We start from the raw sequence: 16,433 nt of genomic DNA on the forward strand, positions 1-16,433 counted from the left end.
GCGTAGTGCGCCCCGCCGACACCGGTGCGCCGCCGCCGACGCGGCACCGTGCCAGGACCCCGGGGACACGGCCCGTACGATGGGACGCATGACCGCTTCGACTGGCCGCCGTGTCCTGCTCGCCGCCCCCCGGGGCTACTGCGCGGGGGTGGACCGCGCCGTGATCGCTGTCGAGAAGGCCCTCGAGCAGTACGGGGCTCCCGTCTACGTGCGGCACGAGATCGTGCACAACAAGTACGTCGTGCAGACCCTGGAGAAGAAGGGCGCGATCTTCGTCGAGCGGACGGAGGAGGTGCCCCCGGGCAACATCGTGATGTTCTCCGCGCACGGCGTCGCCCCCGTCGTCCACGAGGAGGCCGAGCGCGGCCGCCTCGCCACCATCGACGCCACCTGCCCGCTGGTCACCAAGGTCCACAAGGAGGCGGTCCGGTTCGCCAAGGAGGACTACGACATCCTCCTGATCGGGCACGAGGGCCACGAGGAGGTCATCGGCACCTCCGGCGAGGCCCCCGAGCACATCCAGCTCGTCGACGGCCCCGGTGACGTGGAGAAGGTCGAGGTCCGCGACCCGTCCAAGGTCGTCTGGCTCTCCCAGACCACGCTCAGCGTCGACGAGACCATGGAGACCGTCGACGCCCTCAAGGAGAAGTTCCCGCAGCTCATCTCCCCGCCGAGCGACGACATCTGCTACGCCACGCAGAACCGCCAGCTCGCGGTGAAGCAGATGGGCGCCGAGGCCGACCTGGTGATCGTCGTCGGCTCCCGCAACTCCTCCAACTCCAAGCGGCTCGTGGAGGTCGCCAAGCTGGCCGGCGCCCGCGAGGCGTACCTGGTGGACTTCGCCGACGAGATCGACGAGGCCTGGCTTCAGGGCGTCACCACGGTCGGCGTCACCTCGGGCGCCTCGGTGCCGGAGGTGCTGGTCGAGCAGGTCCTGGAGTGGCTGTCGCAGCGCGGCTTCGAGGACGTGGAGATCGTCAAGGCCGCCGAGGAGTCCATCACCTTCTCCCTGCCCAAGGAGCTGCGCCGCGACCTGCGCGAGGAGGCCGCCGCCCTGGCGGCCGAGCGGGGCGGCGCGGGCGGCGACGCCTAGCACATCGCCCGCCCTCAGGGGCGGTTGCCGCTACGACGACCGGTGGGCTTCCCCCGGTCGTCGTAACGTGGTGCCATGGAGATCTTCGGCGTGGACATCGGCGGATCCGGGATCAAGGGCGCCCCGGTCGACCTCGACAAGGGGGACCTGGCGCAGGAGCGCTGCAAGGTCCTCACCCCGCACCCGGCCACGCCCGACGCGGTGGCCGACGGGGTGAAGCAGGTCGTCGACCACTTCGGCTGGACCGGCCCGGTCGGCGTCACCTTCCCCGGCGTGGTCACCGACGGCACCACGATCCGTACGGCGGCCAACGTCGACAAGGGCTGGATCGACACCGACGCGCGCGTGCTGCTCGGCGACCGCCTGGGCGGCCTGCCCGTGACGGTCGTCAACGACGCGGACGCGGCCGGCATCGCCGAGATGCACTTCGGCGCCGGACGCCACCGCAAGGGCACGGTGATCGTGCTGACCTTCGGCACCGGCATCGGCAGCGCCCTCTTCTCGGACGGCGTCCTCGTCCCCAACACCGAGCTGGGCCATCTGGAGCTGAAGGGCCACGACGCGGAGAAGCGGGCGTCCAGCAAGGCCAAGGAGGACCACGACCTGTCGTGGGACGAGTGGGCGCGGCGCGTGCGGAAGTACCTCGCCCACGTCGAGATGCTGTTCTCGCCCGAGCTGTTCGTGATCGGCGGCGGCGTCAGCCGCAAGGCGCACAAGTTCCTGCCGAAGATCGAGGGCATCAGGGCGGAGATCGTCCCCGCCCACCTGCAGAACAACGCGGGCATCGTGGGGGCGGCGATGCGGGCGGCCACGGGGGTGTAGCGGCTGCTGAGCGGCTGGGCGGGGGGAGTCTCAGACGGTGGCCCTCCCCGCCCGCTCCCGGACGGGACGGCGGTTGACCGTCCGCATCCGCCGGATCCGCCGCACCCGGCGGACGAGCACCAGCACACCCGCCAGCAGCGTCCCGCCGTAGAGCCAGCCCGCCTGGGTGGCGAGGCCGGTCACCATGCCCATCAGCCGGTCCAGCACGCTGCCGCCGCCCTCGTCGGCGACCGGCACGAGTCCCACCGCGAAGGCGATCGGCACCACGACGGGCGCGATGAGCAGATCGCCCTCGCGCACCCACAGCGCGGTCAGCACGCACACCGGCAGGAACAGCACGCCGTAGACGGTGAGCGAGGAGCCGAACAGCGCCTCCGTGAGCAGCCCGAGCGCCAGCATCACGGCCCCGCAGAACAGCCCGCCGCCCAGCCCGGTCAGCCGGGGCCCTGGTACGCGCCGTGCGGGGGGCGGGGGAGCGGGTCGGCGCCCGGGAGCTCGTTGAGGCCTTTGTTGCTTCTGCTGCTTCTGTTGCTTCTGCTGCTTCTGCTGCTTCTGGGGCCGCTGGGCGCGCGGGGACCGGGCGACCCCGCCGCCCGCGGCCCGTCCCGCCTGCGGGGGCAGCGGAGGGCCGTGCGGCCGTGACGTACGGGGGGTCGCCGGCGAGTCGGGCACCGGCTCGCGTCGCGGTCCGTGCTGGGCGGGTCGCGTCCTGTGTTGCTCCACTGGACCAACTTAGGTCGTTTTATGTGTCCGGCCGCCCGTCAGACACGCCGGGATCCGGACCTCGGCCGTGCGTTCGACACAGCGGCCGGCCGGCAGCGGGCACGCCGTAGACTGGTGGATCGGTCCACGCCGGCCGCTCGGCCGGCCCTCGCCCCCCTCCTCACGTACGGGAAGTCGCAACGTGTCGCTCACGATCGGAATCGTCGGTCTGCCGAATGTCGGCAAGTCGACCCTGTTCAACGCCCTGACCAAGAACGACGTGCTGGCGGCCAACTACCCGTTCGCCACGATCGAGCCGAACGTGGGCGTCGTCGGCGTCCCCGACCCCCGGCTGAAGAAGCTGGCGGAGATTTTCGGCTCGCAGCGGATCCTTCCGGCCACGGTCGACTTCGTCGACATCGCCGGCATCGTGCGCGGCGCGTCCGAGGGCGAGGGCCTGGGCAACAAGTTCCTCGCCAACATCCGCGAGTCCGACGCGATCTGCCAGGTCATCCGCGCCTTCAAGGACGAGAACGTCGTGCACGTCGACGGCAAGGTCTCGCCGAAGGACGACATCGAGACGATCAACACCGAGCTGATCCTCGCCGACCTCCAGACCATCGAGAAGGTCCTGCCGCGCCTGCAGAAGGAGTCGCGGATCAAGAAGGACGTCGCGCCCAAGGTCAAGGCGGTCGAGGAGGCCAAGGAGATCCTGGAGAAGGGCGACACGCTGTTCTCGCAGGGCATCGTCCAGGGCACGGAGCGCGCGGAGCTGCTCCACGACCTGCACCTGCTCACCACGAAGCCGTTCCTCTACGTCTTCAACGTCGACGAGGACGAGCTGGTCGACGAGGACTTCAAGAACGAGCAGCGCGCGCTGGTCGCCCCTGCCGAGGCGATCTTCCTCAACGCCAAGCTGGAGGCGGACCTCGCCGAGCTGGACGAGGACGAGGCGCTGGAGCTGCTCCAGTCCGTCGGCCAGGAGGAGCCCGGCCTCGCCACCCTCGCGCACGTCGGCTTCCGCACGCTCGGCCTCCAGACCTACCTGACGGCCGGCCCCAAGGAGTCCCGCGCCTGGACCATCAAGAAGGGCGCCACCGCCCCCGAGGCCGCCGGAGTCATCCACACCGACTTCCAGAAGGGCTTCATCAAGGCGGAGGTCATCTCCTTCGAGGACCTGGTCGAGACGGGCTCGGTCGCCGAGGCCCGCGCGAAGGGCAAGGCCCGCATGGAGGGCAAGGACTACGTCATGCAGGACGGGGACGTGGTGGAGTTCCGCTTCAACGTTTAGTCGCTGCCGTAGCCAGGTCTAGGCCGAGCAGGCAAACCTGCAGGTCAGTGGGGTCGGTCCGTTGTCGGGTCGGCCCCGTTGACATCGACGACGTGGCCAAGCTGTGCGGCGAGCGGGTACGGCTCGTGGCGGTGTGAGGCGGAGCGGTCTACCGGGCGTCGCCCCAGCCGTTGGCGAAGTCGCACTGGCGGTCCGTCCGTGCGCGCAGTGCCGCCGAGGCCCAGCCGGGGTTGCCACGCAGGAGGGGGAGGGCATCGACCCACCGGCCCCACAGGCCGCCTGGGCGGGTGAAGCGGTCGGCGTGCCGGGTTCCGAGGCGGGCGTCGAGGCGGAGGAGGGCGCCGAGGGCCGCGGGCTGGTCGTAGCGGAGGCCGGTGCGCGGGAGCTGCCGCTGCCTGCGGACATCACGTCGATCGACGACCTTCCCGCCGATCACGAGCCGCCTCCCGTCGGAAGAGCCGGTCCAGGTCCACAAGGCCCTCAGATCAGCCGTGGGCGAGGTCGACCTGACCGATCCCACATGGGGCGAGTTGCTCGGTCCGACCTGGGTGATCGAACTCGGCATCGGCGAGCACAACCCCGTCGAGTCGGTCATGCTCCATGTCCGGGGCGGAGAGGACGACGTGCTGCCCGTGATCTTCCGCATCTCCAGAGCCCTCGGCTGCCGCCCCTTCGACTGCACGACCGGTGAGCTGCTCGTAGACGATGCCCAGGCCAGCTGGAACGCCTTCCAGTCCTTCCGGGACAGGACGATCGCGTCTGACTCGTCGGGCGAGCCCTAAGGCAACTGCATTGGCCCGTGGGGTCCCCCCCCGTACCCCGGCCGCCCTCAGCGCACCGCGCTCTCCGCCGCCGCCAGGGCCGTACGCGCCTGAAGGTCCGCCTGGTCGTGGACCGGGACCCGGCGCAGGCCGAGGGCGCGGGTGAAGTCCTCGCACCACGCGGTGAACAGGGCGTACAGCTCGTCGTGGAGCGCGGGCGCGGCGGGGTCGTCCGACTCCGACAGCAGACGCAGCAGCAGCCCGGCCGCGCGCAGCGGCTGGCGGCGGGCCACCACGTCCAGGGCGCAGACCTGGGCCGTGGTCAGACGCCCACCGCCTTCCGCGGCCTGCTGGGCCAACGGCTGCCAGGACTCGGCGACCAGGTCGTACAGGCCGCCCGCCATCCACTCCAGCACCCGCCGGGGTGCGCTCTCCTCCGGCGGCGGCAGGAAGCCGCGCGCCTTGTCCAGGACCGCGGTCACCTGCTCGCCCCCGTCCCGCACCAGCCGGGACAGCCCGCGCAGGGCGCGTACGGCGTCGGGGTGCGGGGCGGTGTCGTCGGCCAGGGCGCTGGCCCACATCGGCACCTCGACGATCGCGGTGACACCGCCGTGCCGCTGGGGCGCGCACCACGTGGACCGGCCGATGTGCTCGGAACCGGCCGCCAGCCGCCCCGTGCTCCCCGGCGGGGGCAGGACATGGATGCCGGGGGCGGGGTTCTCCCAGTACAGGGCGTCGAAGGTGCCGTGCTGGACCGGGACGGAGAGAGCGGCGGCCGCCGTGTGGAAGGGCAGGGCGAAACCCGGCAGGTCGTCGGTGAGCTGGGCGAAGGTGCCGCCCGCCTCGATGCCGTGCAGGGAGCACTGGAGGACCGGCCGCCGTTCGTCGATCAGGTCGAACAGAGCCCGGCTCTCGGGCAGGTCGGACGACTCGATCGGCGCCCACTCGGGCTGCTCCGCCGCGACCGGACGGAACGCGGTACGGAAGTAGCGCTCCAGGGCGGGTGCGGGACCGGCCGTCGCCTCCTCGATGCCCTCGCTCAGCGCGGCCCCGTCCGGGTCCAGGCACAACACGAAGTCCCAGGTGACCCGCGCCGGATCGGTCGCCTCGGAACGCGGGCCGTCGCCGGCCGCCAACCGCTCGGCCAGGGCGAGCGCGGTGACCGCGCCCACCGGTTCGTCGGGGTGCGGGCGGGCGACCGCCAGGACGTGCGCGGGGCCGTGTCCGACGGACAGCATCTCCAGCGGACGCCCCGCGCGGGACGTGCCGACACGGCGCAGACGGCCGGCCCCCGGGTACCGGGAGACCAGCCGCCGCGCCGCTGCGGAAACCTCCGCGACCGTGAGGTAGCGGTCCATTCCGTCCGTCCGTCAGGCGCCGCCGTTGCCACCGCTGTCGCCGGTGGTCTCCTTCTTGTCCAGCGGACGGATCTCGATCTTGTTCGCCATGCCGTTCCCTCCCGTTGTCCGGTGCGTACGAAGGACCAGATGTGCGCTTGCCAGCGTTCGCCGACCGGGCAATCGTTGTCAATGTGCGTTGAAGGAGCGGTAGTTGAGACCGACGAGATTGGCGCGAAAATGACGGTGCGGAGCACGGACCGGACGGCCACGGACGCGGCGGCCACACCCAGGGCGGCCACCGCCCGGACGATGCGGCGGCCCCGCATCAAGCCCGAGCACCGGGCCTACCGGACCGTCGACGGCAACGTGCGGATCGGCAGCGTCGTCCACGGCATCGGCGCCGAGGTCCTCGACCCCGACGGCTGGGTGTGGACGCTCGTCGAGGCCATGGACGGCACACGCGGCCCGTACGACGTCGTCGCCGAGGTCGTACGGTGCCATCCCGCCCTGGACGACGAGGACGTCACCGGCGCGATGGACGACCTGCTCCAGGCCGGGTACGTCGAGGACGCCGGCGCCCCGCCACCCGAAGAGCTGACCCCGCGTGAACGCGAGCGCTACGGGCGGGGGATGACGCTGATGCGCTGGATGGACCTGCGGCCCCGCGCCCATTCCTGGGAGCCGCAGCTACGGCTGCGCCACGCCCGCGTGCTGCTCGTCGGCGTCGGCGGCACCGGCGGGGCGGCCGCCCGTGACCTCGTGGCGTCCGGCGTGGGCCATCTGCACTGCGTCGAACCGGACGTCGTCGAACTGTCCAACCTCAACCGGCAGACCCTCTTCCGCGAGGACGACCTGGGCCGCCCCAAGCTCGACGCGGCACTGGCCGCGCTGCGCGCCCTGAACACGGACGCCACGCTCACCGGGGAGCGCCGCGAGGTGCGCGGCCCGGACGACCTGGAGGACCTGCTCACCGCAGCGGATTCCCGCCACCCGGACGGCGCCCCGTACGACCTGCTCCTCCTCGCCGCCGACCGGCCCCCGGAGATCCGCCGATGGGCGAACCGGGTCTGCCTCGCCACCGGCACCCCGTGGGCCGAGGCGGGCTACCGCGGGCCGCTGGTCGGCGTGGGCGTGTTCGCCCCCGGCCGCGGCGCCTGCTGGCAGTGTCTGCGCGACGCCGAGGTCGAGCGGCGCGACCTGCGCCTCGCGCCCGGCCAGGACGAGGACGTGGCGTCGCCGCGCATGCCGTGGAACCCGGTCAACGCCGTGACCGCGGGCCTGTCCGGCAGCCTCCTCGCGCACGCCGCGCTCAGCCTGCTGTGCGGCATACCGTCCGTGGAACCCGGCTGCCGCTTCGGCCTCAACCTCATGGTCCCTGGCGACCCGGTCCTGCAGCGCTCCGAACGGCGCGACGACTGCCCGGCCTGCGGTACGCGGCCGGCGGTGACCGCGCCGGACGGGGAGGCCCGGTGACGGACACCGCCGCCGAGGCGCCGCCCCGCGTCGGACCGGACGCCCGCGTCGCCTTGCACGAGCTCTCCGTGCGGCGCGACCGCGACGAGTGGATCGTCGGACGCATGGCGACCCGCACCTTCGTCGCCCTGCCGCCCGCCGGGGCGCGGGCCGTGCGCCTGCTGGGCGAGGGGCTGAGCGTGGCGCGTACGCAGGAGCGGCTGCGCGCGGACACGGGCGAGGAGTTCGACATCGCGGACTTCGTGACGGACCTGGCCGCCCTCGGGTTCGTCGCGCGGATCGACGGCCGCCCGCTGCCCGACCCGGCGCCGCCGCGCGCCTCCCTGCCGTGGCTGCGGCCCCGCCACGTCCGGTTCGCCCTGCACCCGGTGCTGCCCGTCGCCGTCGCCGTCCTGCTGACGGCCGCCCTGGTCACCATGCTGCTCCGCCCCGGCCTGCTGCCCGGCTACCGCGACCTGCTGTGGAGCCCGCACGGCAGCGTGGTCCTGCTGAGCGGGGCGGCGGCCGGATGGACGCTGCTGCTCGCCCACGAACTGGCCCATCTGGTCACCGCCCGCGCCGCCGGGGTGCCGGGCCGGATGCGGCTCGGCACCCGGCTGCAGTTCCTCGTCATGCAGACCGACATCAGCGGCATCGAACTCGCCCCGCGCCGCCACCGGTTGACGGCCTACCTGTCCGGCATCGCGCTCAACCTGTCCGTCGCCTCGGCGCTCGTACCGGTCCTCGCCGCGACCGACCCCGCGTCGACCGCCCACCGGCTGTCGGCGGCGGCCCTGCTGCTCGCGCTGATGCCGCTGCCGTTCCAGCTGATGGTGTTCACGCGGACGGACGTGTACTTCGTGCTGCAGGACCTCACCGGCTGCCGTGACCTGTACGGCGACGGGCTCGCCTACGCCCGGTACCGGTGCCGGCGGCTGCTGCGGTCCCGGGCCCACAAGGGGGAGGACGACCCGAGCGCCCGGCTGCCCCGGCACGAGCGCCGGGCGGTCCGCGTCTACAGCGTCGTCCTCGTCGTGGGCACGGCCGCGTGCCTCGCGTTCATGGCCGCCGTGACCCTGCCCCTCGACATCGCCCTGCTCGCCCGCGCCGTACGAGGACTCGCGCCCGGCAACACGCCCGCGGGGTACGCCGACTCGGCGGCGGTGCTGGTCACTCTCGGCGGGGTCAACGTCCTCTGGCTGGTCACCAAGTGGCGCGACCACCGCTCACGCAGGCGCGCGAAGGCGGTGGCGCGCGCCCGGACGTGACGCGGCGTCGCTCAGACCAGCTCGGGCTTGGTGTCGGTCGCGCCGGGGTCGCCGGACCCGTCGGTCCCGGTGGGCGCGGCTTCGGTCGTCCCGGCCGGATCAGCGGGATCCGTGGTCCCCGCCGGTTCCGCCGCCTTCTCCGTCTCCGGCGCCGTCCGCTGCCCCGGCACCTCCGCCGTCGCCCCGCGCTCACGCGCACCCCGTGCCGCCCGCACGTACGCGTACACCACGGCCCCCGTCACCAGCAGCAGGAGCGGGCCGAAGAGCCAGGGGCGTGCGGCCATCTCCGTGGGGAGCCAGCGGTACGAGGCCAGCAGCGCGGCGAAGACCGTCGCGCCGAGGGCGACCAGGCGGACGCCCGCGCGGTCCCAGCCGTGGGCGGAACAGCGCATCGCCGTCTCGATGGTCAGCGCGAAGACCACGCCGGCGAGCAGGTCGGCGCCGTAGTGGTAGCCGAAGCCGAGGGTCGCCGTGAGGGTGCCGGCCAGCCAGAAGGCGCCCGCCCAGCGCATCGCCCGGGAGCCGTCGCGGGTGTGGACGAACAGGGTGACGGCCCACGCGGTGTGCAGGCTCGGCATGCAGTTGCGCGGGGTGATGCCGTCGAACGGGATCGGCTGCGGGCCGGTGACCGGGGGCAGGACGTCCGGCCAGATGTCGGCCGTCGCCCAGGCGCCGCCGTCCGTGCCGTACGCGAAGACCGGGCCGACCACCGGGAAGATCATGTAGATCGCGGGGCCGAACAGGCCGATCATCAGGAACGTGCGCACCAGATGGTGGGCGGGGAAGCGGCGGTCCACCGCCACCCGGCGCAGCTGGTAGAGGCCGACGAGGGCGGCGGCGAGCGGGAGCTGGCCGTAGACCACGTGCAGGATGCCGGTGCTGACGGGCGCGGTCGCGTCGAGGAAGCGGCCCACCATCCATGACGGGTCGGCCAGGGCGTGGTCGGCGGCGGCCACGTACGCGTCGAGGACGGTCGCGCGGGTCTTCGAGGTGATGAGCAGCCAGGTGTCACCCGTCTTGTGACCGGCCACCAGCAGCAGGCCGAGCCCGGTGCCCTTGAGCAGCAGCAGCCGTTCCCGGCCGGTGCGGCGCGTGAGGCCGAGGACCGCGACGCCCAGCACCACCCACAGCGCGCCGTTGCCGAAGTTCATGTCGGCGCCGAGCGCCCACCGCACCAGGAAGAACGCGACGTCCACGCCCGCGGCGACGCCCAGCGCGATCAGCCGCTGCCGCCAGGTGAGCACCACCATCGTCAGCGCCAGGCCGCCGTAGAGCAGCGGACCCGACTCGGGGGCGAAGATAACCTCCCGCGACTGCTCGGTGATCGGCCCGGAGAAGCCGTAGCCGCGTGCCACGACCTCCAGCGCGACGAGGAAGCCCAGGGTCGCCACTCCCGCCGCGGTCCACAGGACCACGCGGGGCCGGCGCCACGGGGCGGGCTGCGTCCCGCGGTCGTCCCGCGGCGGTATTCGAGTGGGTTCGGTTCTCAACTGGTTCGCCTGGTGGTTCGGTTGCGGGCAGGTGGCTTTGCGGGCAAGTGGCGCATCGCGCGGGAGGGCAGGGTCTTCCGGTGGACAGCCGGTGAATGAGGACATCCGTCGTGAGTTCGAACATGTTAACGGGGGTGGACGGGGAGTCCATGGGTCGGCTGTGCCGTGTCTGTGCCGGACGCCGGGGAGTGGTGCGGTCGCGGCGTCCGGTGTCCGAATCGGAACGGCGAGGTCCGTAAGTCGCCGAGGCCCCCTTGTGGAAATCCTGTGGACCCCTCAATCTTTCGGCTGACGCGCCCGATAGCGGCAGCCGCTCTTGTCATGATCCCGACATCCCAGGGGCGGCCGCACGCCTCCGTGCGTCACCGCACCATCCCCCACGAACGCGCACCACCGATTGAGGAGGAACCCTCCATGGCAGTGATGCGTCACCCCCGGCGAAGACTGGCCGTCCTCGGCGCCGCGGCCTCCGCGGCGCTCGTCGCGAGCCTCGTCTCCGCACTCCCCGCGGGGGCCGCCCCGGCCGCACCCGAAGGCCGTGTCCAGTACGCGGGCGCCCCGAACGCCGTCGCCGGCAGCTACATCGTCACCTTGAAGGCCGACGCGGCCCGCTCGACCACCGCCAAGGGCCGTGCCCTGGCCGAGAAGTACGGCGCCGACGTCGAGCGCGTCTACTCCAAGGCGCTCAACGGCTACGAGATCGAGGCCTCCGAGGCCGAGGCGAAGCGCCTCGCCGCCGACCCGGCCGTTGCCTCGGTGGTGCAGAACCGCACCTTCACCATCTCCGCGACCCAGACCAACCCGCCGTCCTGGGGCCTGGACCGCATCGACCAGCGCAACCGCCCGGTGAACAACGCCTACACCTACCCGGACTCGGCCGGACAGGGCGTGACGGCGTACATCATCGACACGGGCGTCCGCATCAGCCACAACGACTTCGGCGGCCGCGCCTCCAACGGCTACGACGCGGTCGACGGCGACAACGTCGCCCAGGACGGCAACGGCCACGGCACCCACGTCGCCGGCACCGTCGCGGGCAGCGCGTACGGCGTCGCCAAGAAGGCGAAGATCGTCGCCGTCCGTGTGCTGAACAACTCCGGCTCCGGCACCACCGCCCAGGTCGTCGCCGGCATCGACTGGGTGGCGCGCAACGCCGTCAAGCCGGCCGTCGCCAACATGTCGCTCGGCGGCGGCGCCGACAGCACGCTCGACGCGGCCGTCCGCAACGCCATAGCCGCCGGCGTCACCTTCGTCGTCGCGGCCGGCAACGAGTCGACCAACGCCTCCACCAAGTCCCCGGCCCGGGTGACCGAGGCGATCACGGTCGGCGCCACCACGTCCTCCGACGCCCGCGCCTCCTACTCCAACTACGGCTCGGTGGTGGACCTGTTCGCGCCCGGCTCCTCCATCACCTCCGCCTGGCGCACCAGCGACACGGCCACCAACACCATCTCGGGCACCTCGATGGCCAGCCCGCACGTCGCCGGCGCCGCCGCGCTGTACCTGGCCGGCAACCCGTCGGCCACCCCCGCCCAGGTCTCGTCCGCGCTGACCTCGTCGGCCACCACCGGCGTCGTCACCAGCCCGGGCAGCGGTTCGCCGAACCGCCTGCTGTACGTGGGCTGAGCGCATCCACCCCGCGCACGACGAGCGCCCCGCCTCCGGGAGAGATACCCGGAGGCGGGGCCCGTCACCGTCCGCTTACGATGCGCCTCGTGTCCATACCTCCGCCCGTCGGGCCGCAGTTCGGAGGCGGCGCCCAGCCGCCCTACCACCCCCATCAGGCCGCGCCCGGTCCCGCGCCGTACTTCCCCTACGGGCCCCGGCCGCCCGCCGCCGTCAACGGTGTCGCCATCGCCGCCCTGGTCTTCGGGATTCTGTGCTTCCTGCCCGCCGTGGGGCTGGTGCTGGGGGTGGTCGCGCTGCTCCAGATCAAGCGGCGGGGCGAGCGCGGGAAGGGGATGGCGGTCGCCGGCGTCACGCTCTCCTCGCTCGGGCTGGCGCTGTGGACGGTGGCGCTGGTCACCGGCGGCGTGACGGCGTTCTGGGAGGGCTTCCGGGACGGGTCCCGCTCCGGCAGCGTCCTGGCCCTGCGCAAGGGTGAATGCTTCACCTCGCCCGGGGGACTGGAGGGCTGGACCTCCACGGCCCGCAAGGTGCCCTGCGCCGACGAGCACGACGGCGAGGTCTTCGCCCTCGTCACCGTCCCCGGCACCGACTTCCCCGGCGACGACAGTCTCACCGAACTGAGCGAGGACCGCTGCTACGAGCGGCAGAGCGCCTACGTCATGGACGGCTGGTCCCTGCCGGAGGAGATCGGCGTCTACTACTTCGCCCCCTCCGAGGGGAGCTGGAGCTTCGGCGACCGCTCCGTCACCTGTGTGCTCGGGCGGGAGGACGGGACCCGCTTCAGCGGGTCGCTGCGCAGTGACGCGACCACCCTCGACGCCCATCAGCTCGCCTACCTGGAGGCGGCCGAGGTGCTCAACGCCGCACTGGACGAGCTGCCCGAGTCCGGCTACTTCGACGACGACGTCAGCGACGACCGGGAGTGGGCCGGTCAGGTCGAGGAGGCGGTCGCCGAGCAGGTGCGGCTGCTGCGCGCGCACGCCTGGCCGGCCGGGGTGCGGGAGCCGGTGGACGAGCTCGTCGCCGGCCTGGGCGAGGCGCGGGTCGCGTGGGGGCGCGCGGCGGGCACCGCGGACCCGGACGCCTACTGGCTCCGTGAGGAGGAGGCATGGGAGGCGACCGACCCCTCCCTGTCGATCACCGTGCGCGAAGCTTTGGGGTTGGCCACCTCACCGCCCGCTTACGACGAAGAGGTCGAACGGGAGCCGGAAGCCGGTGAGATGGAGGTGTGAGCGCCTCCATAGTGGGGAGAAAGTGCCTGCGTAAAGCCCTCCCGCGGCAGAAGTCATCACATCGAGTGATTCTCTGGCCTTTGCTTGCTTCGGACAACCCAGGGTTGCCACTCTGTTGCTGTCTGTACAAGCTGATGGGAGCGGCCAGTGACATTCGGTGAGCAGCCGGCGTACCTGCGCGTCGCGGGTGATCTCCGCAAGAAGATCGTCGACGGTCAGCTGCCGCCCCACACCCGGCTCCCTTCCCAGGCCCGCATCCGCGAGGAGTACGGCGTCTCGGACACGGTCGCGCTGGAGGCGCGCAAGGTGCTGATGGCCGAGGGGCTCGTCGAGGGCCGCTCAGGATCCGGGACGTACGTGCGGGAGCGGCCCGTGCAGCGCCGGGTCGCGCGGTCCGGGTTCCGTCCGGAGCGGGGGGCGACACCGTTCCGTCAGGAGCAGGCCGACGTCGGTGTGCGCGGGACATGGGAGTCCAGCAGCGAGCAGGCCGAGGCGAGCGCGTCGATCGCCCAGCGGCTGGGCATCGACGCGGGTGACCGTGTCATGCGCACGAAGTACCTGTTCCGGGAGGCCGGCGAGCCGATGATGCTCTCCACGTCGTGGGAGCCGCTCGCCCTCACGGGGCGCACACCGGTGATGCTGCCCGAGGAGGGCCCGCTGGGCGGCATGGGCGTGGTCGAGCGCATGCGCGCGATCGACGTCGTCGTGGACAACGTGACGGAGGAGGTCGGGGCGAGGCCCGGCCTCGCCGAGGAGTTGATGCTGCTGGGCGGCGTCCCCGGGCACGTCGTCCTGGTCATCCAGCGCACGTACTTCGCGTCGGGCCGCCCGGTGGAAACGGCGGACGTGGTGATCCCGGCGGACCGGTACCGGGCGTCGTACCACCTGCCGGTGAAATAGGGGGCGCGTTCCGCGCGGGGGTCTTGCCGCGGGGGCGGGGCGGCCCCGCGGAGGTCGCGCCCGTCCGGCGGGCCGCCACATAGTGCGGGGGGCCGCGGCGGGGGCGGCGTCGCGCCGAGACAGGTACGTGCCCGCTGACACGCGTGCTCGGGCGAGCCCCTGCTCGCCAGGGCCCGGTGCCGGCGCCTTGGCTGGACACACGCCTGGCGGTGAGGGGCCCTTGTGTGCCCGCCCTCGTACGCACCCGGCACCTCTTCGCGGGCGTCGAAGCGCCTTGGCCTGGCCGGACACGCGCCTGGCGGTGAGGGGCCGTTGTATTCGTCGGCGTCGAAGGGCCTTGCCCTCGCTGGACAAGCGCCTCGCCCCGAAGGGGCCGCACCCTCCCCTCACCCGCCCGCGCACCCACCCCACCCCCTCCGCCGCCCGCCAAGGGCCCCGCGCTCCCCTTCGCGCCCCGCGTCATCAATCCGCCCCGGCGTGGGGCGCGCCCCGCGCCGAGCCCGCGGGCGAAGGGATTTGGCCGTTCTCGCAGGTCGTCCGAGGGGCCGGGCGGGGCCGGTCATACCGCGCTGACCGGACATGTCACCCCCGGTGCACGGCGCATCCGCCCTCGTGCGCCCCCTCCGTGCTGGCCGGTTGCGTGCCTGTTTGTGAAAAGGCGTATTCGCTCAGTGAAGGTAAGGCGTAGGCTCGGGCATATGCGGACTGCGGTTTCCTTACCGGGCGGGGCGCGGCACAGGTCGCGGAAGGCAAGTGGAGGGGAGCGATGAGCGACGGCACGGTGACTCTTCCCTGGCTCGTCGTGCGTCAGGACGACAACGGCAACCGCTACCGGGTGGGCCGTTACGCGACACGCGCCGAGGCCGAGAAGATCGCGACCAGCCTCGACGACCGCGGCCACAAGCAGCTCTACTGGGTCGAACGCATCGGCCAGAACGGCTCCACCGTCAGCTGAACCGGTCCCCGTGCGGGCGCAGGGGCCGTCAGGGCCGCACCCGTGACGCCTCCGCTCTGCCGCCCGCGCCGTCGGCCACCGCGCCGGGCCGTGCCGTGCGCAGGTGCATGCGGGACATCGCCGCGCACTGGACCGCCATCGACAGCGCCATCGCCAGGCACACCCCCGGCAGGCCCCACCCCGACAGGCCGGTGGCGAAGGCCAGTTGGAGGACCGTCCCGCAGAAGGTGACGCGTGCCGTGGCCCGCGCCCGCCCGCCGCCCTCGAAGACGCCGCCCAGCGCGATGAAGCAGGCGAGCAGCACCAGATACGGCCCCACGCAGCGCAGGAAGAGCGTCCCCGCGTCGGCCACCCCGCCCTCCGCGCCGAAGCCCCGCATGATCCACGGCGCGGCCGCCAGCAACGCCGTCGCCGCCGTCAGCCCCAGGCCCCCCGCCAGCAGCAGCGCCTGACGGCCCACGTCCCGCCGCTCGTCCCGCCCCGCGCCCAGCAGGTGCGCGGTGTGGATGGAGGCGGCCTGGCGTACCGCGTAGAAGGCCATGGTCGCCACGTACATCGCCTTGGTCGCGATCCCGTACGCCGCCACCTCGGTCACGCCGATCCGGGCGACCACCGCGACGAGCGCGAGGGCCCCGGTCATCCGGACGAGGAAGTCCGCCGACATCGGCAGGCCGGTCGTCGCCGTCCCGCGCAGGTCGGCGGCCAGACCCGTGAACCCGGCGCCCGGCCGGCGCAGGAGCCCCCGGCGGTGCAGCACCACCAGTCCGCAGGCCAGCGCCGCCGTCCGGCCCAGCACCGTCGAGACGGCCGCCCCGCGCACCCCGAGGCCCAGCCCGAACACGAACAGCGGGTCCAGCACGAGGATCAGGCCGTTCGCCAGCAGGGACAGCCGCATCGGGGTGCGGGTGTCGCCCGCGCCCTTGAGGACGCCGTCGGCCACGTTGGCCGCGAAGTACACCGCGATGCCCGGCAGGGCGATCGCGAAGAAGCCGCTCGCCAGTTCCACCGCGCGGCCGTCGTCGCCGCCCAGCACCAGCCGGGCCAGCGGCTCCCGCATCAGGAATCCGCCGGCCGCGACCACCGGCGTCACGAGCGCCCACATCGCCCAGCCGCCGCGCACGGCGGACCGCAGTGCCGCCGCGTCCTCGGCGCCCCGCGCCCGCGCGACCCGCACGGTCGTGCCCGAGCCCGCCACGAGGATCACCCCGAGCAGCAGGTTCTCCACGTTCGTCGCGACCGCCACCGCGGCCACCGCGTCCCCGCCCAGCCGGGCCACCCAGACCATGTTGATGATCCCGGCCGTCACCCCGGCCAGCAGCTCGACATAGACGGGGCACGCCAGCGAGACCAGCGTGCGCCGATGCCGTAGGGCTTCCACCATGAACCCCCCTCATTTCGCGGTACATCGAATCGAGGTACCGCGAAAAGAGATAGCATCGAGCCGCCGGGCGGACAAGCGCACGGAGGGAAGCGGCCACAACACGGGCAGGAGGAGCGG

Annotated in this window: 14 protein-coding genes and 1 pseudogene; 10 read left to right on the forward strand and 5 right to left on the reverse strand. The window is 72.9% G+C overall.

Annotated elements, in window-relative coordinates; translation table 11 throughout:
- Nucleotides 1-79: 79 nt before the first annotated feature.
- Nucleotides 80-1,093, forward strand: coding sequence for a 4-hydroxy-3-methylbut-2-enyl diphosphate reductase (locus tag AY578_RS21460; RefSeq protein WP_019522332.1), 1,014 nt, complete (start codon nt 80-82; stop codon nt 1,091-1,093).
- 75 nt (nt 1,094-1,168) lie between these two features.
- Entirely contained in the window at nt 1,169-1,915 is a 747-nt protein-coding gene (ppgK, locus tag AY578_RS21465) for a polyphosphate--glucose phosphotransferase (RefSeq protein WP_019522331.1), read from the forward strand.
- A gap of 30 nt (nt 1,916-1,945) precedes the next feature.
- Here the strand turns inward: ppgK and AY578_RS33880 are convergent, their stop codons facing one another.
- Nucleotides 1,946-2,314 (reverse strand): DUF6542 domain-containing protein, encoded by a 369-nt coding sequence (locus tag AY578_RS33880; protein WP_161232132.1) that lies wholly within the window; start codon nt 2,312-2,314, stop codon nt 1,946-1,948.
- Between the two features lie 505 nt (nt 2,315-2,819).
- On the opposite strand from AY578_RS33880, the gene ychF reads away from it, so the two are divergent.
- Nucleotides 2,820-3,908: a redox-regulated ATPase YchF gene (gene ychF / locus AY578_RS21475; protein WP_019522329.1), complete on the forward strand. Its 1,089-nt coding sequence runs from the start codon at nt 2,820-2,822 to the stop codon at nt 3,906-3,908.
- A 148-nt stretch (nt 3,909-4,056) separates the two neighbouring features.
- On the opposite strand, the gene AY578_RS21480 is transcribed toward ychF, so the two are convergent.
- The gene (locus AY578_RS21480) at nt 4,057-4,344 is read right to left on the reverse strand and encodes a DUF6000 family protein (protein WP_161232131.1); all 288 of its coding nucleotides are present in this window, start codon (nt 4,342-4,344) and stop codon (nt 4,057-4,059) included.
- Between the two features lie 55 nt (nt 4,345-4,399).
- Between AY578_RS21480 and AY578_RS21485 the strand changes: the two genes are divergently transcribed.
- Nucleotides 4,400-4,690: a hypothetical protein gene (locus AY578_RS21485; RefSeq protein WP_136238458.1), complete on the forward strand. Its 291-nt coding sequence runs from the start codon at nt 4,400-4,402 to the stop codon at nt 4,688-4,690.
- A 47-nt stretch (nt 4,691-4,737) separates the two neighbouring features.
- Here the strand turns inward: AY578_RS21485 and AY578_RS21490 are convergent, their stop codons facing one another.
- The gene (locus AY578_RS21490) at nt 4,738-6,027 is read right to left on the reverse strand and encodes a M14 family zinc carboxypeptidase (protein ID WP_136238459.1); all 1,290 of its coding nucleotides are present in this window, start codon (nt 6,025-6,027) and stop codon (nt 4,738-4,740) included.
- Between the two features lie 219 nt (nt 6,028-6,246).
- Here AY578_RS21490 and AY578_RS21495 point away from each other — a divergent pair, with 219 nt between their 5' ends.
- Nucleotides 6,247-7,482, forward strand: coding sequence for a HesA/MoeB/ThiF family protein (locus AY578_RS21495; protein ID WP_258904217.1), 1,236 nt, complete (start codon nt 6,247-6,249; stop codon nt 7,480-7,482).
- Nucleotides 7,479-8,729: a hypothetical protein gene (locus AY578_RS21500; RefSeq protein WP_258904219.1), complete on the forward strand. Its 1,251-nt coding sequence runs from the start codon at nt 7,479-7,481 to the stop codon at nt 8,727-8,729. The genes AY578_RS21495 and AY578_RS21500 overlap by 4 nt, the downstream gene beginning before the upstream one ends.
- A gap of 11 nt (nt 8,730-8,740) precedes the next feature.
- Here AY578_RS21500 and AY578_RS21505 read toward each other — a convergent pair whose 3' ends face one another.
- Nucleotides 8,741-10,144: a DUF5933 domain-containing protein gene (locus tag AY578_RS21505; RefSeq protein ID WP_019522323.1), complete on the reverse strand. Its 1,404-nt coding sequence runs from the start codon at nt 10,142-10,144 to the stop codon at nt 8,741-8,743.
- 489 nt (nt 10,145-10,633) lie between these two features.
- On the opposite strand from AY578_RS21505, the pseudogene AY578_RS21510 reads away from it, so the two are divergent.
- The 4 genes and pseudogenes from AY578_RS21510 to AY578_RS21525 form a co-directional block, all read left to right on the forward strand.
- Nucleotides 10,634-11,842: pseudogene (locus tag AY578_RS21510) on the forward strand (S8 family peptidase); the annotation flags it as partial.
- An 83-nt stretch (nt 11,843-11,925) separates the two neighbouring features.
- Nucleotides 11,926-13,080 (forward strand): DUF4190 domain-containing protein, encoded by a 1,155-nt coding sequence (locus AY578_RS21515; protein WP_258904220.1) that lies wholly within the window; start codon nt 11,926-11,928, stop codon nt 13,078-13,080.
- Nucleotides 13,081-13,227: 147 nt separating this feature from the next.
- A complete protein-coding gene (locus AY578_RS21520) occupies nt 13,228-13,980 on the forward strand; it encodes a GntR family transcriptional regulator (RefSeq protein ID WP_019522320.1) in 753 nt (250 codons plus the stop codon).
- 766 nt (nt 13,981-14,746) lie between these two features.
- On the forward strand, nt 14,747-14,935 hold the full coding sequence (locus tag AY578_RS21525) for a hypothetical protein (RefSeq protein WP_019522319.1): 189 nt from the start codon (nt 14,747-14,749) through the stop codon (nt 14,933-14,935).
- 28 nt (nt 14,936-14,963) lie between these two features.
- On the opposite strand, the gene AY578_RS21530 is transcribed toward AY578_RS21525, so the two are convergent.
- Nucleotides 14,964-16,316 (reverse strand): MATE family efflux transporter, encoded by a 1,353-nt coding sequence (locus AY578_RS21530; protein WP_258904228.1) that lies wholly within the window; start codon nt 16,314-16,316, stop codon nt 14,964-14,966.
- Nucleotides 16,317-16,433: the final 117 nt, after the last annotated feature.

The organism is Streptomyces thermocarboxydus, from assembly GCF_024760485.1.
Classification (GTDB): domain Bacteria; phylum Actinomycetota; class Actinomycetes; order Streptomycetales; family Streptomycetaceae; genus Streptomyces; species Streptomyces cellulosae.